Source organism: Pseudarthrobacter sp. L1SW, assembly GCF_020809045.1.
Lineage (GTDB): Bacteria > Actinomycetota > Actinomycetes > Actinomycetales > Micrococcaceae > Arthrobacter.
In genome coordinates this window covers 3892109-3911746 of the sequence record NZ_CP078079.1, presented here as the reverse complement: position 1 = coordinate 3911746, position 19638 = coordinate 3892109, and the positions used below count along the sequence as shown (strand labels likewise).

At 64.8% G+C, this 19638-nt stretch carries 17 protein-coding genes and 1 rRNA gene; 16 read left to right on the top strand and 2 right to left on the bottom strand.

Annotated elements, in window-relative coordinates:
* Positions 1-129: 129 nt before the first annotated feature.
* The 9 genes from KTR40_RS18090 to KTR40_RS18050 all read left to right on the top strand — a co-directional run bounded on the left by KTR40_RS18090 (position 130) and on the right by KTR40_RS18050 (position 12127).
* Positions 130-1578 (top strand): DUF3375 family protein, encoded by a 1449-nt coding sequence (locus KTR40_RS18090; protein ID WP_228404613.1) that lies wholly within the window; start codon positions 130-132, stop codon positions 1576-1578.
* Positions 1578-2345, top strand: a complete 768-nt coding sequence (locus tag KTR40_RS18085; protein ID WP_228404612.1) for a DUF4194 domain-containing protein — start codon at positions 1578-1580, stop codon at positions 2343-2345. Before KTR40_RS18090 ends, KTR40_RS18085 begins: the two co-directional genes overlap by 1 nt.
* Positions 2342-5836, top strand: coding sequence for an ATP-binding protein (locus tag KTR40_RS18080; protein ID WP_228404610.1), 3495 nt, complete (start codon positions 2342-2344; stop codon positions 5834-5836). Before KTR40_RS18085 ends, KTR40_RS18080 begins: the two co-directional genes overlap by 4 nt.
* A 194-nt stretch (positions 5837-6030) precedes the next feature.
* A complete protein-coding gene (locus tag KTR40_RS18075) occupies positions 6031-6744 on the top strand; it encodes a hypothetical protein (RefSeq protein ID WP_228404609.1) in 714 nt (237 codons plus the stop codon).
* 236 nt (positions 6745-6980) lie between these two features.
* Entirely contained in the window at positions 6981-8063 is a 1083-nt protein-coding gene (locus KTR40_RS18070; protein WP_228404608.1) for an iron-siderophore ABC transporter substrate-binding protein, read from the top strand.
* A 9-nt stretch (positions 8064-8072) separates the two neighbouring features.
* Positions 8073-9164: an iron ABC transporter permease gene (locus tag KTR40_RS18065; protein ID WP_228404607.1), complete on the top strand. Its 1092-nt coding sequence runs from the start codon at positions 8073-8075 to the stop codon at positions 9162-9164.
* Positions 9165-9184: 20 nt separating this feature from the next.
* Positions 9185-10246: a FecCD family ABC transporter permease gene (locus KTR40_RS18060; protein ID WP_370633202.1), complete on the top strand. Its 1062-nt coding sequence runs from the start codon at positions 9185-9187 to the stop codon at positions 10244-10246.
* A gap of 1 nt (position 10247) precedes the next feature.
* Positions 10248-11075, top strand: coding sequence for an ABC transporter ATP-binding protein (locus KTR40_RS18055; RefSeq protein WP_228404606.1), 828 nt, complete (start codon positions 10248-10250; stop codon positions 11073-11075).
* A complete protein-coding gene (locus tag KTR40_RS18050; protein ID WP_228404605.1) occupies positions 11072-12127 on the top strand; it encodes a siderophore-interacting protein in 1056 nt (351 codons plus the stop codon). The genes KTR40_RS18055 and KTR40_RS18050 overlap by 4 nt, the downstream gene beginning before the upstream one ends.
* Positions 12128-12147: 20 nt before the next feature.
* Here KTR40_RS18050 and KTR40_RS18045 read toward each other — a convergent pair whose 3' ends face one another.
* Positions 12148-12537 carry a family 16 glycosylhydrolase gene (locus KTR40_RS18045; RefSeq protein ID WP_240793767.1) on the bottom strand — a complete coding sequence of 130 codons (390 nt, stop codon included), beginning with the start codon at positions 12535-12537 and terminating at the stop codon, positions 12148-12150.
* 932 nt (positions 12538-13469) lie between these two features.
* On the opposite strand from KTR40_RS18045, the gene KTR40_RS18040 reads away from it, so the two are divergent.
* Positions 13470-14303 carry an SGNH/GDSL hydrolase family protein gene (locus KTR40_RS18040; RefSeq protein ID WP_228404603.1) on the top strand — a complete coding sequence of 278 codons (834 nt, stop codon included), beginning with the start codon at positions 13470-13472 and terminating at the stop codon, positions 14301-14303.
* A 52-nt stretch (positions 14304-14355) separates the two neighbouring features.
* On the opposite strand, the gene KTR40_RS18035 is transcribed toward KTR40_RS18040, so the two are convergent.
* Positions 14356-14643, bottom strand: coding sequence for a YciI family protein (locus KTR40_RS18035; RefSeq protein WP_139030872.1), 288 nt, complete (start codon positions 14641-14643; stop codon positions 14356-14358).
* A gap of 70 nt (positions 14644-14713) precedes the next feature.
* On the opposite strand from KTR40_RS18035, the gene KTR40_RS18030 reads away from it, so the two are divergent.
* The 6 genes from KTR40_RS18030 (at position 14714) to KTR40_RS18005 (ending at position 19177) form a co-directional block, all read left to right on the top strand.
* Positions 14714-15193 carry a MarR family winged helix-turn-helix transcriptional regulator gene (locus KTR40_RS18030; protein ID WP_139030871.1) on the top strand — a complete coding sequence of 160 codons (480 nt, stop codon included), beginning with the start codon at positions 14714-14716 and terminating at the stop codon, positions 15191-15193.
* Between the two features lie 52 nt (positions 15194-15245).
* Positions 15246-16007, top strand: a complete 762-nt coding sequence (locus KTR40_RS18025) for an SGNH/GDSL hydrolase family protein (protein ID WP_139030870.1) — start codon at positions 15246-15248, stop codon at positions 16005-16007.
* Positions 16008-16261: 254 nt separating this feature from the next.
* Complete coding sequence (rpmB, locus tag KTR40_RS18020; protein ID WP_013602738.1) at positions 16262-16498, top strand: 50S ribosomal protein L28; 237 nt, start codon at positions 16262-16264, stop codon at positions 16496-16498.
* Entirely contained in the window at positions 16498-16665 is a 168-nt protein-coding gene (gene rpmG, locus KTR40_RS18015) for a 50S ribosomal protein L33 (protein ID WP_013602737.1), read from the top strand. The genes rpmB and rpmG overlap by 1 nt, the downstream gene beginning before the upstream one ends.
* A 2-nt stretch (positions 16666-16667) precedes the next feature.
* A complete protein-coding gene (gene rpsN / locus KTR40_RS18010) occupies positions 16668-16973 on the top strand; it encodes a 30S ribosomal protein S14 (protein WP_009358853.1) in 306 nt (101 codons plus the stop codon).
* Between the two features lie 664 nt (positions 16974-17637).
* Positions 17638-19177 (top strand): 16S ribosomal RNA (locus KTR40_RS18005).
* The last annotated feature ends 461 nt before the right edge of the window (positions 19178-19638 follow it).

The window sequence follows — 19638 nt, the reverse complement described above, 5'->3', positions numbered from 1 at the left end:
GTTGGTATGGGATCGAAACACTACGGCCCGGTAGGTCACGAAGCGGTCGCGGCGCCTGCGTTAACCTTGTAGTTGGCAGTTTTCCGTCCAAGCCGCCGCCCCGCCCCGTAAACAGCCCAAGGAGAGTGTGTGCCCCGCTCCGCCAGGTCATCCGCTGACGCCATCAGCGCCCGGCTCCGGGACCTCGAACTCCTCACCAAGGGACCTGCCTGGGCCCTGACGCGCTCCGCCCCCTGGGTGATCGCGGTACTGCAGGCATCCTTCACCCGCACCCGTCCCCAGCTTCCGCTCGAGGAATTCCATGCCGACGTCGACTCCTTCCTTGAGGAGCTGCGCAGGCAGGATCCCGGACTCGGCGGCGGGGCCAACGGAAAGACCTTTGGTGACGAATGGACGCGCCGGCAGTTCCTGACGCGCCGCAGCCAGTCCGGCCGGATCGTCTACGAGGTAACGGAACCGGCGGCCCGTGTGCTCGCCTTCCTCGACAGCCTCTCCAGTGAACGGTCCACTCTCAACGGGTCGCGCCTGGGCACGCTGCTGGGCGACGTCGAAAAGCTCGCCAACGAGACCAACCCGGACCAGAGCGCCCGCCTCGAGTCGCTCGAAGAGGAGATCGAGGAACGCCAGCAGCTGATCCAGGACATCAGCTCCGGCGAGTTCGATGGCCTGCTGGACGACGACGAGGCGGTGGAAGCCGCGGGCAATATCCTGGACCTGGCGGCGAGCCTGCCCGCCGACTACAAGAAGATGCGTGACCGGATCGAGGAACTGGTGGGCGAGCTGCGCAACCAGATCATCGAGGAGTCGCTGACCAAGGGCGCCACCATGGCCCAGGTCCTGGAGGCGGACAAGCGCCTCCGCCAGAGCCCGGAGGGCAGGACCTTCCGCTCCTTCACCGCGTTCCTGGAGGACCCGCAGCAGCAGGTGCGGTTCCGGTCCGCCATCGGGGAAGTCCTCAGCCGGCAGTTCGCGGACGACCTCTCGGCCGAGGACCGGGAAACCCTGAAGAACCTGGTGGCCGAATTGCGCCAGCAGCACAGCCAGATCCAGCGGATCTACGGCAAGCTGAGCGAAAGCCTCAACACGTACGTCCAAAGCGACGACTTCCGCCAGTCGGTCCGGCTCAGGCAGGTCCTCCGGGAGGCGGAGCAGGCCATCCGGTCCCTTCCGTACGAGCGGGAACGCCCCGGGTTGGTCCGCGGTCCCGTCCTCTACAACGCAGGGTTCGAATCGCTGTCCATGGTCAAGTTGTTCGACCCGGACGAGTTCGCCGCCCCGCCCAAACTCGCGGACCCCATCGCCTTCAGCGATTCCGACCGCGTGCGCTCGCCGAGGACCGGCAAGGCTAAGCCGGAGGTGGTGCGCGAGGCCATGGCCGGCGCCGCCACCCTTTCCGAAGCCTGGCAGCAGCTGCCGCCGGAGGAGCAGCACATCAACACCATCCGGGCGCTCCTCTCCCACGCCCTCCACGCCGGAGCGGGCTTCGACAGGGAAGCCCTCGACGCCCTGGACTTTGAACAGATCGACGGCACCACGCGCAGGGCCTACCTGCCGCTGGTGACGCTCAAGAAGGATTGATGATGACTGAAGTCACGAACCACGAGCGACCCGTTACCGGGGGAACCACCCCGCGGGACACGTTCGTGGACGGCGCGGCCCTCTTTCCCGGCGACACAGGCGTGCTCTCCATGAAGGTGCGGCAGGCGTTGGTGAAGCTGCTCAAGGGTCCGTATATCGACGGCGGCCGGGACGAGAAGCTCTGGACTGTCCTCCTGGACAACCATGTGATCCTGCGGAGCCGGTTGTCGGAACTATTCCTCACCATGGAGCTGGACCACGAGCGGAAGATCGCCGTCCTGCGGCCGGTGGATCCGGACGCGATCGGGGGCAGTGCCCGTTCCAGCATCCTCCGGCAGCAGCGTGCGCTCAGCCGGGTGGAGACCATTGTGCTGCTCCGCCTGCGCCTGCTGCTGGACCGGCATGTCACGGCGCAGACGGACCCCACCATCACGCGTGAGGAGATCGCGGACCTCGTGGCCCACTACCAGCCGGCAGGCCAGCAGGATGCGCTCCGGGACTCTGACGTGGTGAACAGGGCCATCACCAAGCTCCTGGCCCGCCAGCTCCTCCTGCCCACCGGGCTGGACGACGTCTACACCATCTCCAACGCCCTGCCCCTGGCCCTCCCGTTCGAGAACATCGGCGACATCCCCGCCCAAATCGAGGCCCTGGTGGCGGCGACCACAGATCCCGCGGGCACCGAGGCATTGATAGAGCTGGACACGGATCCGGCGGCTGACCCCGCCGGGACCGGGGACGCAACCGAAGTGGAGGATGCCCAGTGAGCATCGCGAGCATGCTTCCGATGGGCGACGTGGTGAACCCGGGCCAGATGCGCCTTGCCCTGGTGCAGGTGGTCAACTGGGGCACCTTCCACGGGGCGCACACCATGCACGTGGACCGGAACGGTACGCTGCTGACCGGCAACTCGGGTGTGGGCAAGTCGACCCTGTTCGATGCCATGCTGCGGGTCTTCGACGCGCGGCCCAGGTCCAATGAGGCAGCCGCCCAGCGTTCGGGCGGTGCCGTGGAGGACAAGCGGACCACGTTCACGTACATGCGCGGCAAGGTGGGCGACAAGGCCGTGGGCGAGGGCTCGGCGAGTGCCTTCCAGCGGCCGGGTGCCACGTGGTCCGCCGTCGCCCTGACGTTCGATAACGCCGCAGGCACGCGGGTGACCGTTTCGGCGCTGTTCGACCTGCCAAAGAACGGCACGGAGTCCAGCGTGGGACGGTTCTACCTGATCGACCACCAGCCGCTGGACCTTGAGGCGCTGGAGGGCATCGCGGACAAGCGGTTCACCAAGGCTGCCCTGGAGACGATTTTCCCGGACGCCCAGGTTTTCGATGTCCACAAGGCGTTTGCCGAACGGTTCCGCCGGTTGCTCGGCATCAACTCGGACCAGGCCCTTCCGCTGCTTCGCGTGATCCAGGCCGGCAAGGGCCTGGGCGGCAGCGTCAACACCTTCTTCCGCGACCAGGTCCTGGACGCCCCGGCAACGCTCGCAGCAGCGGACGACGTCGTGGAGGAATTCAGCAACCTGATGTCCATCCGGCAGCGGCTGGAGGACGTCCGGCAGCAGCGCGACCAGCTCGCCCCGGTCCCCGGGCTCAACAAGGAGTATGCGCAGGCGCTGCTGGACGCGAACCGGTTGCGGGACCTTGCCGGCGAGGAGTTCGACGCCTACAGGCAGCAGCTGGCCGTCACTGTCCACGAGAAAACGCTGGTCCGCTTCAAGGAGCTGGCCCAGGCGAAGGCCAAGGAGCTCGGCGCCGAACGAATGGTCCGGGACGGCCTGGCCAAGGAACTGCGGCAACTGGAGGCGGACTACAACAACCAGGGCGGCAACGCGATTTCCGCCATTGAGCAGTCGCTGGAGAACGCCCGCGTGGGCCTGAAGCTCCGCGAGCAGGTGGAGGAGGCGGCGCGCCAGGCTTTGTCCGACGCCGGCCTGCAGCTTGAGTGGTCCTCCGACGGTTGGGAACAGGCGCACGAGAACGCTGCCGCCAGGTCGGCGGAGCTCAAGGACGACTCCCAGGCCCTGCAGGAGCTGCGCTTCGAAGCGTTCGACGCGCATGCCACGAAGAAGCGGGAGCTGGCTGCCGCCGAGCAGGAGCTCGTCTCGTTGAAGACGCGCAAGTCGCTGCTGCCGCCGTCGAGCATTGAAAACCGTGCGGCAATTGCCGCCGCCACCGGCATCCCCGAGGACCGGATGCCGTTCGCCGGCGAGCTGATGGACCTTGCCGACGGCGAGGAGAAGTGGCGCCCCGCTGCCGAGCGTGCGCTCCGCAACCTGGCCACCACGCTACTGGTGCCGGGCGAGCACTTCGGCGCCGTGACCCGCTACCTTAACAGCCACAACGTGCGCGGCGCATTGCGCGCGGTGGACGTGTCCAAGCCGCTTTCCGGCGGCGCGCTGGCGCTGGAGGACGTGCGCGACGGCGACCTGCTGACCAAGCTGGACATCCTCACCGCGGGCGTCGCGGCCGAAGCGGGGTCCTGGATCCGTGAGCGGATCGCGCTTGATTTCGCCTACCCCTGCGTTGAGGATCCGGACGAGCTTGCCGGGCTGGACCGCGGCCTCAGCCTGGGAGGTGTGGTGAAGCGCAACCGCCACACGGTTGAAAAGGACGACCGCTTCACCAGCCGGCAGGATTACGTCCTCGGGTTCGACAATGCGGCCAAGCTTGAACTCGTTGCCGGACAGGTGGAGGACCTGCGACAGGAGGTTGCCAAGGCGGCGGAGCTGGCGCAAAGCCGGGAAGACTCGCACCAGGGCATGAGCCGGCAGCTCGACGCGCTCCGCCGGATCGCAGAGGACCACCGTTCCTGGGAGCAGGTCTCGGCGGAGGTTGCTGCCGACGAGCTGGCCCGGATCGGGCAGCGCCTCAAGGACGCCTTGGCCGCCCAGGCGGACCTGGAGCCCCTCCGCGCGGCCATCGAAGAAGTACGGCAGAAGCACCAGTCCAGCACCGAGGCCGCGGCCGTCCTGCAAAGCGAGTACAAGTCGCTGGACCGGCAGCTGACCGCTGCGGATTCGCTGCTGGAAGCTGCGCGTGACCGCCTGGCCCAGGCGCCGCCGTCGGACGCAACCGTTACTGCGCTGGAACCCTGCTTCGCGGAATTCGGCGACGTGACGGAGATGCACGAGCTGGACAACCTGGCCAACCGGGTGCGGACCGGCCTGCTGGGTGACCTGCACGCCGCGGAGTCCCGCGGGCAGGCGACGGCCGAGCGGCTCACGAGGATTTTCGAGGCCTTCGTCCGCGACTGGGGGAGTGCCATCTCCGCGGACCATGGCACCACAATCGGCGCCGCGGGCGAGTTCGAGACGCGGTATCACGCGATCGTCAGCGACGGTTTACCGGCCCAGGAGGCGGAATTCCGGCAGTTCTTCAACCAGCGGACGCACGAATCGTTCAGCACGCTGCTGCACCTGCTCGACGAGGAACGCCGCTCCATTACCAGCCGCATCCTGCCGCTGAACGGCATCCTCTCCCAGGTCAACTTCCACGAGGGCAGCTTCCTTGAGCTGGACATCAAGCAGACGCTGCCGCCCACGGCCAAGCAGTTCAAGGACGCCATCCAGAACGCCCTGAAGGCCCGGCACACGCGGCCCGCCAAGGGAGATGCCGGCCGCCCGGACGCCTCGAAGGCGGAGGCGTCCGGCCAGGAAAGGGACGACGACGCCGAGCTCACCGCCCGCTACAAGTCCCTTGAGACCCTGGTGAAGCGGCTGGGCTCGCAGGCGCCGGAGGACAGGCGCTGGCGGGCCGAGGTGCTGGACGTTCGCGGCCATCTGTTCATCCAGTGCAAGGAGCACCGTGAAGTTGCGGGGCCGGCGTCGGCCAAGAAAGGCGGGGCGAAGAAGTCTGAGGTGTTTATGCACGCGGACACCGGCTCCATGTCCGGCGGGGAGCGCCAGCGCTTCACGGCCTTCATCATGGCCGCCGCACTGAGCTACCAGCTGGGCATCGCGGAGCAGGGCTTCACCACGTACGGCACGGTGATGATGGACGAGGCCTTTGTCCTGGCCTCCGAGGAGTTCGCGGGCGCCGGGATCAAGGCGCTGCACGAATTCGGTTTCCAGCTGCTGCTGGCTGCCCCGGAGAACGTCATCGACCTGTCCCGGCACCTTGGTTCCGTCACCGAAATCCTCCGGGACAAGCGCACCAACCGCTCCGGGGTCCTCACGGCGCCGGTGATCAGGCCGCGGCCGGGCGAGGAAGGCGCCTGGCGCTCGGAAGCGAACCCTGTGGACATCGTTTTGCGCTAGCCGTTACCAGCCGACCGGCTTTATAACAAATCGATGGATATATTGCGCGCGTGCTGTTGCAGGGTGTTGTTCCGGTGCCATGCTGGTCGGCATCAAACATTCGCCTTCATCCTCCCGCAGGGCAACGTGTGGAACGCTGGGTCCCGCATCTGACGCCCGATGAGGTGGCGGCCTTCCCTTGAAAGGCACCACAAATGCGCCCAGCACACCGCGCCGCCACCTCCATGGCGCTCACCGCCGTCGCGGCCCTCACCCTCACAGGCTGCATGGCCAGCGTCTCGTCCGAAGGCGCTGCATCCCCGGCGCCCATGGCTTCTGCCCCGGCATCACCGAGCCTCACTTCCGAGACCCGCACGCCAAGCCCGGCCGCGGCAGGGGAGCGGCCGGTCCCGCCTGGCTTCAGTGCTGACAGCCTGGTGACCTTCACCTTCCCGGACGGCCGGCTTTCGTTCCAATACCCGAGGGGCTGGCATGCGGAGCTCTTCGAGGCATCCGCCTCGCCTTTCGTGGGCACGGCAACGGTGTCCGATCCCACCAGCCAGGCGAAAATCTCCATCTACACCGGAGAAATTGCCGACGTCGTGGCCAGCACTGTGGACCGGACCGTCATTGAGACGGACCCCGTACTGGGACTGCGGGGGCATTCCGTTCCAACGCCCCACTCGTCATTCTTTGTTGACCGCACTGATGGTGCGGCAACCTACCGGATGGGGCTCACCGCGGGACTGCCTGTCTCGCCGGACGGGGAGGTCCAGCATGGGCTCATCATGCTCGGCAACCGCGTTTTGTCCGCCGACGTGGTGTTCGCGGGCCAGCCGTTCGCAAACGACGAGGCGGCAAAAGAGTGGTACTGGGGTGTTGAAGGCCAAACCCTGAAGGCTGTGCTGATGAGCTTCACCTACCGCTGACCCGGAGCATCAAACGCTCTCTCACTTAATGTGCCATTTCCCCAAACGTTCTATCACCCGGTGATAGAGCGTTTGGGTTTTTCCGGCGGTAAGTGAGAGAGCGTTTCCGGCGACGGCGGGAACCGAACGCGTTGTGTCCTTCGTCACCATGAGGAATAAGTTACGAAAACCTTGCGTAATGGCCACAAGGGTAGGCTAGCCTTACTTAGGTTTGCTTCATTCACCTAAGGAGTTCCGTGACATCCCCCCTTTTCCCCGGGCGCAACACTTCCCGGCGCACGCTGTTCAAGTCTGCCGGTAAGGCAACCGCAGTCCTCGCCGCCGCGGCACTTACCCTCTCCGCCTGCTCCACCGGCCCGGCGTCCTCCACTGCCGACGCCAGCCCCTCCAGCTCCCAGTTCCCCGTCACCATCGAGCATGCTTACGGCGAGACCAAAATCGAGAAGCAGCCCACCCGCGTAGCCACCGTTTCCTGGGTCAATGACGACGTCGCCATTGCCCTGGGTGTAGTCCCCGTGGGTGTTCCCAAGAACGAGTGGGGCGGCAACGAGCAGGGCTCCACCCCCTGGAAGGACGCAGCCCTTGAGGAGCTCGGCGCCGGCTTCGGTTCCGACAAGGCCCCGGTCCAGTACTCCGAGGCCGACGGCATCAACTTCACCGAGATCGCCAAGCTCACTCCGGACGTCATCCTCGCCGCCTACTCGGGCCTGACGGAAGAGGACTACAAGAAGCTCAGCGAGATCGCCCCCGTGGTGGCCCACCCCGAAGTTGCGTACGGAACGTCCTGGCAGGACTCCACCTCCATCATCGGCAAGGCGCTCGGCAAGGATGCGGAAGCCACCAAGCTGGTCTCCGACACCGAGGCCACCATCAAGGAAAAGGTCGCAGAATACCCGCAGATCGCCGGCAAGAGCTTCATCTACGGGAACCTCGAGCCCGCCTCCGCCGAGGGCGTCAACGTCTACACGGCCAATGACAACCGTCCCCGGTTCCTCTCCGAAATCGGCATGAAGCTTGCGCCCGTTGTTGAAGAGAATTCCAAGGGCTCCAAGGAATTCTTCATCCCCTGGTCCGCTGAAAAGGCCAACGAGCTCGAATCGGACATCTTCGTCACCTGGGTGCCGGACGCCGCCACCACGGACTCCATCAAGTCCGATCCCCTCCTCGGCCAGATCCCGGCCATCAAGAACGGCGCGCTGGTGGCTGATTCGGACAACACCCTCACGCTGTCCATCTCCGCTTCCTCCCCGCTGAGCCTGCCGTGGTCGCTGGACACGTTCCTGCCGCAGCTGGCCACCGCAGCGGACGCAGTGAAGTAAGCACCTTCCATGACGCAGAGTACGACGACGGCGGCGCGCCACGAGCCGGGGTCCGGCACCTTCGTGCCGGCCAAGGTGGCAGTTGACACTGCCCGCGCCCGCGCTTTCGGGGGGAAGCGCGCCGCCTGGCTGCTGGCCGCCGTCGTCGTGCTTGCCCTGCTGGCCGGGGCCTCCCTGGCCGTCGGCGCCAGGGGGCTGTCCCTGGCCACGGTGTGGGAGGCGCTGGCTGCGTTTGATCCCGCCAACGGCGACCATGCCGTGGTCCATGCCCGCATTCCCCGTACCGTCCTTGGCCTGCTGGCCGGCGGCGCACTGGGGCTGGCGGGTGCAGCGATGCAGGGCGTGGCCAGGAATCCGCTCGCCGATCCGGGCATCATGGGCGTCAACGCCGGGGCTGCCCTCGCGGTGGTCACCGGCATCTACGTCTTCGGTGTCGGCTCACTCTCCGGCTACATCTGGTTCGCTTTCGTCGGGGCCGCAGCCGCCGCCGTCGTGGTTTACCTCATTGCCTCGCTGGGCCGGGATGGTGCCACCCCCGTGAAGCTTGCCCTGGCAGGCGCGGCGCTGAACGCCGGCCTGTACTCCCTGATGAACGTCATCCTGGTATCCAGCCAGGACACCCTGGACCGCTTCCGTTTCTGGCAGGTGGGCGGTATCGCCGGACGCGACTGGTCCGTGGTGCTGTCCGGACTGCCCTTCCTCGCCGCCGGTGCGCTCATCGTGCTCCTGACCGGGCGCGTCCTGAACAGCCTGGCCCTCGGGGACGACATAGCCCGCGGCCTCGGCCAGAGGGTAGGCCTGGCCCGCGGCGTCACAGCCCTCGGTGTGGTGCTGCTGTGCGGGTCCGCCACGGCGCTGGCCGGCCCCATTGCCTTCGTTGGCCTGGTCATTCCGCACGCCGTCCGCTTCCTGACCGGCCCCGATTACCGCTGGATCCTGCCGTTCTCGCTGGTCCTCGCGCCGGCGCTGCTCCTGGGCGCGGACATCATCGGCCGCGTGGTGCTCCTTCCCGGCGAAGTCCCGGCAGGCATCATGACGGCCCTCGTGGGCGCCCCCGTTTTCGTCTGGCTGATCCGCCGCGGGAAGGGAGCCGGGCTGTGAACCTCACCAAGTCCCGCGAGATAACATTCGACGGCGGTCCGGCGGTAAGACATTACCGTTTCCTGCCACTTCGCAGCGGCCTGAACCGGACCGCAATCCTGGCCGCCGCCGTCGTGGTCCTGTTTGCCGTGTCCGTCCTGCTGGGCAGCTACACGGTCACCATCCCCGACTTCTTCAAAATCCTGATCGCCCACCTGACCGGCGGTGAGAAGATCCCCGGCGCCAGCTTCATCGTGATGGAGAACAAGCTGCCCCGGGCCGTCATCGGCACCCTGATCGGGCTCGCGTTCGGCCTGGCGGGCGCCCTGTTCCAGACGATGCTCCGCAATCCGCTGGCCAGCCCGGACATCATCGGCATCAGCTACGGCGCCAGCGCTGCTGCCGTGGTGGCCATCGTTATTTTCGGTGCCTCCGGGGCGGCCGTCTCGGGGGCAGCACTTGCCGGCGCGCTCGGCGTCGCGGCCCTCATTTACGCCATCTCCAGCGGCAACGGCCGCGGTGACGCCGCCGGCAACCGCCTCATCCTGTCAGGGGTGGGGATCGCCGCCGCGCTGCATGCAGTGGTCAGCTTCCTGATGACCCGGGCAGATATCCGAACCGCAGCCGACGCGCTCGTCTGGCTCAACGGCTCCCTGAACTCCGCCAGCTGGGACCGCGCCGGTGTCCTTGCCCTTGCCCTGTTGGTCCTGCTTCCCGCCACGGCAGCCATCGCCGGCCCGCTGCGCATCCTCGAGCTCGGACCGGACGCCGCCGCCGGCCTGGGCATCCGGGTCGGCGCCACCCGCCTGGCGGTGGTCGTCGTTGCCGTTGCGCTGGCCGCAGTGGCGACGGCGGCCGCCGGCCCGGTCTCGTTCGTCGCCTTCCTGGCGGGTCCCATCGCCCGCCGCTTCGCCGGAAAAGCCAGCCTCCCGGCGTCGGCCCTGGTGGGTGCGCTCATTGTCCTTGCGGCCGACTACGCGGCCGCCAACCTTGCCCCCCTGCTGCTGGACGGCACCGTCCTGCCCGTGGGCGTCATCACCGGCGCGCTCGGTGCCCCGTTCCTGCTGTGGCTCCTGGTCACGGCCAACCGAAAGGATGCCTGACGTGGCAGTTCTCAACGCCAAGGACCTGACGCTGAAATACGACCAGCGGTGCGTGGTGGACGGGCTCACCGCCGAGATCCCCGAGGGCAAGGTAACCATGATCGTGGGCGCCAACGCCTGTGGTAAATCGACCCTCCTGCGCGGCCTGTCCCGGCTCCTGAAACCCGCGGCCGGCGCAGTGACTCTCGATGGCAAGGACATCCACTCCCGTCCCGCGCGGGAGCTGGCCCGCACCCTGGGCCTCCTCCCGCAGCACCCCACCGCCCCGGACGGCATCACGGTCCGTGACCTGGTGGGCCGCGGCCGCTACCCTCACCAGGGCTTCTTCCGCAGCTGGAGGGAGGGGGACATGTCCCCGCATGATCTCGCCGTGCAGCGCGCGCTTGAGGCTACGGACACGCTGGCCCTCGCAGGGCGGAACGTGGATGAACTGTCCGGCGGGCAGCGGCAGCGCGTGTGGATCGCGATGGCCCTGGCCCAGGAAACCGACGTACTGCTCCTCGATGAGCCCACCACGTACCTGGACCTTGCGCACCAGGTGGAGGTCCTGGACCTGGTCACGGACCTGAACCGCCAGCGCGGCACCACTGTGGCCATCGTCCTGCATGACCTGAACCTTGCCGCCCGTTATGCGGACAACGTCATCGCCATGAAGAGCGGGGCCGTGGTGGCTGTCGGTTCCCCGCTCGAAGTGGTCACCGAAAGCCTGGTGCGCGATGTCTTCGGCCTCGAATCCCGCGTCATTCCGGATCCCGTATCCGGGACACCCCTGGTCATTCCCATTGGACGCCACCACATCCCCGTCAATGAACTGGAGCTCGTTTCATGAAGACTGAGGTAACCGCCGCCGCAAGGACGATGAACACCGAGCCAATGACCCTGGCGTTCGAAGTCACCGTCACGTCCGTCCAGGAACTCAGCCCCAACTTCCGGCGGATCACGTTCGGCGGATACTCGCTGCGGGACTTCGGCGTCCACGGCGACACGCTGGACCTCCGGATCAAGCTCATGATCCCGTCCCTGGCGGCAGACGGCACACCCCTGCCCCTTCCCGTCTTCGAGATGACCTCCACCGGCTGGTACCGCGAATGGCTCGCCATGGATCCCGCCGTCCGGGGGTCGATGCGCACCTACACCGTCCGCCGGGCCCGGCTGGACGCGGTATACCCGGAGATCGACGTGGATTTCGTGATGCATTTCGATGACCGTGGGCACGGCGGACCGGCCGCCAACTGGGCCCTTAACGCCAAGCCGGGCGACGCCATCACCATCATCGGCCCCAACAACCGGGCCGCGCACTGCATTACTGCAGAGGTCTACTCGGGCATCGAATGGCGCCCCGGGCTGGCGCAGCGCATCCTGCTCGCCGGCGACGAAACGTCCGTCCCGGCCATCTCCGCCATCCTGGAAAGCCTGCCCGGCTACATGACCGGCCATGCCTTCCTGGAAGTACCCGAAGCAGGGGACTTCCAGGAGCTGACGTCACCCGCCAACGTCGAAATCACCTGGCTGGCGCGCGGCGCTTCCATTGGCCGCTCCCGGCCGCACGGGGAACTGCTCCAGGAGGCCGTGCGCAAGGCCGTGCCCGTGCCTGGCTGGGTGGGCATCAAAGCGGCCGACGGCGGCGCGGGCCCCGAGCCCGAAGACGTCAACGTGGACGTGGACATCCTCTGGGAGACGCCGGCACGCATGGAGACCGCCGATATCCAGGCGAGCAAGAACCCCGACATGCCCGCCGGTGCCATGCCCTTCTACGCCTGGATCGCGGGCGAAGCCGGGGTCATCAAGGAGATGCGCCGGTACCTGGTGCGGGATGTCGGGATCGACCGGAAGCAGGTCGCCTTCATGGGCTACTGGCGGCAGGGCAAAGCCGAGGGGTAGCCCCGCCAGAAAGGGCTGCTTTACTGGTAGACGCGGACCCAGTCGACCTGCATCTGCGATGGCTTGGTGGCGGAGCCGTCCGGGAACCAATCCAGCTGCAATGTCTGCTTCATTACGGTAGAGGGCTGGTGCGCGGGGTTCGTGTCAGTGAAGGTCTTTACTCCGTCGACGTATCCGCTGATGCCGTCCGGGGTCCACTCCACCGCGTAGTTGTGCCACTGGGTGCCATCCACAGGCGTCGCCGCTGTGGTCTGGAAATCCGCTCCACCACAGGCGTAGTGCAGGAAGAACCTCATCACGGAGGTGACTGAGCTGCCCTCGGCATAATCGATCTCGGCGCAATTCGGGGCACTGTTGTTGTTGAGGATCAGGACCGGGTGGTATTTCGGATCCCGCGCATTGGTTTTCATGCGCGTTTCCCAACGGCCAAACCGTTGTTCCGCGAATTTTGCTGACATGCCTCCAGTGGTGCCGGTTGCGTCTCCGCTAACGGTGGCTACACCGTTGGCGACGGACCAAGCCTGGGGGCTGCGCAGGCCTTTGCCTGCATGCCCTGCACTGTTATATACACTCCATTTCGTCCGGTCCGGTGCGCCGGTGTAGGAGAATTCGTCGCCCGTCAGGACCGGCCCCCAACCGAAGGCGGTGGCTGCCTGCGCACCGTCGCCCGTCGTCGCGAGAGCCTGGCTGGCTGGCTGGGCAGCCGCAGGCGCAGGCGCTGCGGCAGGCGCGGGCGGTGCGGCAGGCGCGGGCGGTGCGGCAGGCGCGGGCGCAGAGGGGACGGGTGTCGACTCGGCTGCCCCGGCCGCAGCTGGAGTCTGGCTGTTCGAAGCCGTGCCCGCCGGAGCTGCCGTGGCTGTGTCAGTTGGGCCTGGAGTGACAGGCGCGGACGTGCCGTCGGCCGAGGATGGGTCAGCCTCCCCGTTAGTCGTAGGGGCCAGGCCGCATCCTGTCAGGGACAAAGCACCCACGGTCATGACGATGGCTATTTTCTTGAACAAGATACCTCCGGGCTTATGGCAGGAAAAAATGACAGATGCACTTGAGGCGTTCACGAGTGCGGAGAGCATTTTTGGGCCCCCTTGGCGGGGCCAGAGCTAGCAGGCGCCGAAGGGGCGCAGCGGGGTCCAGTGATCGGGCGCCCGGGGCCCTGCATTGGGGCCGACCGCCCACGTTACCTGATCGTGACCATCGGTCGCAAAATGCCACAAGGACTCGGTAGCTGCTGATCGGACCGATCCTGGCCCAGATCCGCGGACTCTGCCGGCAGCTCTCGCCCTTCTGCACATCCTGGTTGCTGTGCGTTTACCTTGGCGTCTCTTTGGGTGGTTACTTTCGTCGGATGGGTTCTAATCCTCTGCTTCCTGAGACTGGGCGGCGGGTGTTTGTTGCCTTGGGCGACTCTTTTACTGAGGGGGTCGGGGACCGCGATGAGCGGTTGCCCAACGGGGTCCGGGGCTGGGCAGACCGGGTGGCGGAGAAACTGGCCAAAGCCCAGCCGGGCTGGCGGTACGCGAACCTGGCTATCCGGAGCAAACGCCTCCGGCAGATCATCAGCGAGCAGTTGGACCCGGCACTGGCCATGAAGCCCACCCTCGTAACGCTGTACGCCGGCGGCAACGACATCCTGGACCTCAAGACGGACATGGTGGCCTTGATGGCTGACTATGAGAATTTCGTTGCACAGCTGGCAGATACCGGAGCCACCCTGGTCCTCTTTACCGGATTCGACGTCAAGGTCTCAGCGCTGCTGGAACCGCTCAAGAAGCGCAACACCTTCTACAACCAGAAGGTGCGGGCCATTGCGGCAAAGCATGGCGCGGTACTTGTGGACTATTGGTCCCTTGAGGCCTTCCATGACCGGCGGATGTGGGACTCGGACCGGCTCCACATGTCCAAGGCAGGACACAAGTACCTGGCAGGGCAGGTGCTGGACCAGCTGGGTGTGCCCCACAAGATCAAGCCCAAGGATTGGGAGCCTCCGTCACGGCCCAGCCTGCGCGAGTGGGAGCGGCAGCAGCGGCGCTGGATCCACGACTGGGTGCTGCCGCTCTTCCACCGCAAGCTTCGTGGCGTCACGCTGGGGGATGAGCTGACCCCGCGGTGGCCGGAACCGGTCAAGGTGCCACGGAAAGGCGGGTTGAAGAAGCTGGCCGCCGGGTCCAACTTTCAGTGAGGCCAACTCGCGTCACCGGGCGGGCCTCCACGCCTCAAAGGCGCGGGAGGATTCAGCTGTCCAGGAGGATTTCGTAGCCCGGCGCCACTCTTGCGGCGTGGAACTCCATGACTTCGAAGTCCGCAACCCCGTTTGTGTAGAAGGGGTCCTGCTTCAGGCAAGCGTCCAGGGTGGCACGGTCGGCCTGGGAGAGCAGCAGGCCGCCCGTCCGCGGCACCTTGCGGCCGGCGGCAATGAAGACTCCGTCATCGAAGGCCTTCTGCAGCCAGGAAATGTGGCCATCGTTATGGAAGTCCACGATGTCCTGCGGAACCCGGTAGCTCAGGGAGACAACATACATGGCCCCAGCCTACCGGCCGGCCCGGAGCCTACTTGAAGTATCAACCACGACGTCCTCGTAGAATGGAGGCATGACTGAACCGCGCTGGCTCAACGCCGACGAACGCCGGGCCTGGCTGGCCCTGGTGAGCATCAATACGCTGCTGCCGGCGACCCTGGACACCAAGCTCCACGCAGCGGGAAAGCTCTCGCTCTTTGACTACACCGTCCTGGCCATGCTCTCCGAGGCGGAGGGCCGATTCCTGCCGATGAGCGAGCTCGCCGCGCGCACCAGCGCCTCCCTGTCCAGGCTTTCACACGTAGTGACCAAGCTGCAGAAGCGCGGGTGGGTGGAACGGCAGCCGCATCCCCATGATGCCCGCGTGACCACGGCCCATATCACCGACGAGGGGATGGCAACCATCGTGGGCCTCGCGCCCGGCCACGTCGAGGACGTCCGCGACCTGTTCCTTGACGCCCTGACCGAGCAGGACGTCCTGGACCTTGCCCGGATCGGCGAGAAGGTAGTGGGCCGGCTGGATGCGGACCACTGGATCCTGCGGGAAAACTAGGGCTCGCCGGCCGCGGTTGGTTGCTTCCAACAACTGATGGCAAACTATCCGAATGGATTTCACAACCCGGTTCGTTGCCCTTGGTGACTCCTTCACGGAGGGTGTGGGGGACGACGATTCCACCCGCCCCAATGGTGTCCGCGGCTGGGCGGACCGCGTGGCCGAGCAGCTGGGCGCCGCTGACCCTGCCTTCGGCTACGCCAACCTCGCCATACGCGGGAGGAAGCTCCGCCACATCCTGGCTGAGCAGGTGGACGCCGCCGTCGAACTTAAACCCACCCTGGTGAGCATCTACGCAGGCGCCAATGACATCCTGCGCCCCAGGATAGACATCGATGACCTTTTGGTGGAGTACGACGACGCCATCGCCAAGCTGCGTGCCACCGGTGCCACCGTGGTGATGTTCACGGGCTTCGACGCGCGGGGTTCGAAGGTGTTCAGCACCATGCGCGGACGCACGGCGATCTACAACGAACTGGTCCGCGGGATCGCCGGAGACCATGGTGCGCTGCTGGTGGATTACTGGCGCTTCAGCGAGTACTACGACTGGGGCATGTGGGCGCAGGACCGGATGCACATGTCCGCCGCCGGGCACGCCAACATGGCCAAGCGGGTGCTGGACGTTCTTGAGCACGACCACTCCATCGACATCCCGCCGATGACCCCCGTCCCCGAACTCAGCGGACTGGACGCCCTCCGCGCCAACGCCCGGTGGTTCCGCGAGTACGCCGGGCCGTGGGTGGTCCGACGGGTCACCGGCAAGTCGTCCGGGGACGGCCTGGCGCCAAAGTACCCACAGCTCACGCGGCTGTAGCTGGCGAGGGCCCTTATACACCCTCCAGTGCCGGATTGGTCTTTAATTGCGTGAACTCGTAGACTTGGTAGGCGCTAAGTGCGCGGAGCGTGCGCAATTGCTCCGGTTGCCCGGTATTTTCTCCAGGGTGGCCGGTAGTTAGGGGCTCAAGTTGCGTGACTAACCGTTGCCCTTCTTCACTTTTGGGTCGCCCTTAGCAGCATGGTCCAGCAGCAGATATGCGGATCATTACTTTCAATTCTTGAGGAGAAGTCATGGCAGCACACTGCCAAGTGACCGGAGCCGAGCCGGGCTTTGGGCACAGCATTTCGCACTCGCACCGCCGCAACAAGCGTCGGTTCGATCCGAACATCCAGAAGAAGCGCTACTGGGTTCCGTCCCTGCGCCGTAACGTCACGCTGCAGGTTTCTGCACGTGGCATCAAGACCATCGACGTACGCGGCATCGACGTAGTCGTCGCCCAGATCCTGGCTCGTGGGGTGAAGCTCTAGTGGCTAAGGACAAGGACGTACGTCCGATCATCAAGCTCAAGTCGACCGCGGGAACGGGTTACACCTACGTAACCCGCAAGAACCGTCGTAACGATCCGGACCGCATGGTCCTGAAGAAGTACGACCCCAAGATCCGCCAGCACGTCGAATTCCGAGAGGAGCGCTAAACATGGCTAAGAAGTCCAAGATTGCTCGCAACGAGCAGCGCAAGGTCATCGTTGAGCGTTACGCTGCAAAGCGCCTCGAGCTGAAGAAGACCCTGGTTGACGAAAACGCAACCGACGAAGCACGCGAAGCAGCCCGGCTGGGCCTGCAGAAGCTGCCCCGCAACGCGTCCCCGATCCGTCTGCGTAACCGCGACATCATCGACGGCCGCCCCCGCGGTACCTTCCAGAAGTTCGGTATCTCCCGTGTCCGCTTCCGCGACATGGCCCACAAGGGTGAACTTCCGGGCATCACCAAGTCTTCCTGGTAATTCAGCTCCGCTGATACCAGCTGCTTGAAAAGGGCCGGCAACCTCACGGTTGCCGGCCCTTTTGCGTCTCAGGATTCTCCAGCCTCGTCCCATGAGTAGGCAGCCGGCCACTGTGCTGCAGCACACAGGAATGAAGGACGGCGCCGGATGGGCCTCCGTGGGTGCCCATGGGCGGTTTCGCCGCGGAAACACGGGGATTCTGGCCCCTTGCCAGGGGGATTTGCGGAGGTGCCCGGGGAGGTGTATTGTTTTCTAAGTCGCCGCGAGGGAGACAGCGAAGAGCTGGTTACCGCGGGCGGCCAAAACCCCCAAAATCAAGACCAAATCTGGTAGGGCTTTCGAGCGCTCCTGAAGAGGTGGGGACGACTTCCCCCCGATGAGAATCCTGAAACACGGATTTGCATCGGAGCGGCGAGTCGGGTAAGTTTGAAAAGTTGCTCCGGAGCGATCCACGGCTGTGAAGTGCTGGTGGTGGTGCCGGGTGTGTCTGTTGTTTGAGAACTCAATAGTGTGCCAAGTTTGTTGATACCAATTGTTTTAGTGATTGGTTGAATTGACTGGATTGCCCGCCCCTGTGGGTGGTCTGGTTTTTACAGCTGGTTTCAAATTTTGTGCAGCCTTTTTGTCCCGTTTTCCCGGGGCTGGGGGTTGTGTCTGTTTTACTTCAACGGAGAGTTTGATCCTGGCTCAGGATGAACGCTGGCGGCGTGCTTAACACATGCAAGTCGAACGATGATCCCAGCTTGCTGGGGGGATTAGTGGCGAACGGGTGAGTAACACGTGAGTAACCTGCCCTTAACTCTGGGATAAGCCTGGGAAACTGGGGTCTAATACCGGATATGACTCCTCATCGCATGGTGGGGGGGGTGGAAAGCTTTTTTGTGGTTTTGGATGGACTCGCGGCCTATCAGCTTGTTGGTGAGGTAATGGCTTACCAAGGCGACGACGGGTAGCCGGCCTGAGAGGGTGACCGGCCACACTGGGACTGAGACACGGCCCAGACTCCTACGGGAGGCAGCAGTGGGGAATATTGCACAATGGGCGCAAGCCTGATGCAGCGACGCCGCGTGAGGGATGACGGCCTTCGGGTTGTAAACCTCTTTCAGTAGGGAAGAAGCGTAAGTGACGGTACCTGCAGAAGAAGCGCCGGCTAACTACGTGCCAGCAGCCGCGGTAATACGTAGGGCGCAAGCGTTATCCGGAATTATTGGGCGTAAAGAGCTCGTAGGCGGTTTGTCGCGTCTGCCGTGAAAGTCCGGGGGCTCAACTCCGGATCTGCGGTGGGTACGGGCAGACTAGAGTGATGTAGGGGAGACTGGAATTCCTGGTGTAGCGGTGAAATGCGCAGATATCAGGAGGAACACCGATGGCGAAGGCAGGTCTCTGGGCATTAACTGACGCTGAGGAGCGAAAGCATGGGGGAGCGAACAGGATTAGATACCCTGGTAGTCCATGCCGTAAACGTTGGGCACTAGGTGTGGGGGGACATTCCACGTTTTTCCGCGCCGTAGCTAACGCATTAAGTGCCCCGCCTGGGGGAGTACGGCCGCAAGGCTAAAACTCAAAGGAATTGACGGGGGGCCCGCACAAGCGGCGGAGCATGCGGATTAATTCGATGCAACGCGAAGAACCTTACCAAGGCTTGACATGAACCGGTAATACCTGGAGACAGGTGCCCCGCTTGCGGTCGGTTTACAGGTGGTGCATGGTTGTCGTCAGCTCGTGTCGTGAGATGTTGGGTTAAGTCCCGCAACGAGCGCAACCCTCGTTCTATGTTGCCAGCACGTGATGGTGGGGGACTCATAGGAGACTGCCGGGGGTCAACTCGGAGGAAGGTGGGGGACGACGTCAAATCATCATGCCCCTTATGTCTTGGGCTTCACGCATGCTACAATGGCCGGTACAAAGGGTTGCGATACTGTGAGGTGGAGCTAATCCCAAAAAAGCCGGTCTCAGTTCGGATTGGGGGTCTGCAACTCGACCCCCATGAAGTCGGAGTCGCTAGTAATCGCAGATCAGCAACGCTGCGGTGAATACGTTCCCGGGCCTTGTACACACCGCCCGTCAAGTCACGAAAGTTGGTAACACCCGAAGCCGGTGGCCTAACCCCTTGTGGGAGGGAGCTGTCGAAGGTGGGACTGGCGATTGGGACTAAGTCGTAACAAGGTAGCCGTACCGGAAGGTGCGGCTGGATCACCTCCTTTCTAAGGAGCACCTACAGGCTGTCACTGCGTGTATGCGTTGGTGGGGGGTTTGTCAGGAGTATATGCCCGTTGCGCAGACGCAAGTTCTGCGGCGGGTGCTCAAGGGTGGAATATCAACGGATAGCGGCTGCCTGGTCTTGGTCTTGTCTAGTACGGATGCTTTGTGTGTCCTGGAACGGCGGGGTCTGGGGTTGGGTGGTTTAGTGTTTGGCACACTGTTGGGTCCTGAGGCAACAGGACCGGTATGGGCCTCTTTTGGGGGGGGTTGTGCCGGGTTTGTTTGTTTCTGGTTTCCTGGCTGCACCGATCATGCATGTTGTGTGTGTGGGGGTGTGTGGTACGGGGTTGTTGTTTGAGAACTACATAGTGGACGCGAGCATCTTTTATAAGAAGCAATTTCCAAGAATATGAACCTGGATCTGGCTGCGCGTGGTGATGGTCCCTCTTTTGGGGGGGGTTGT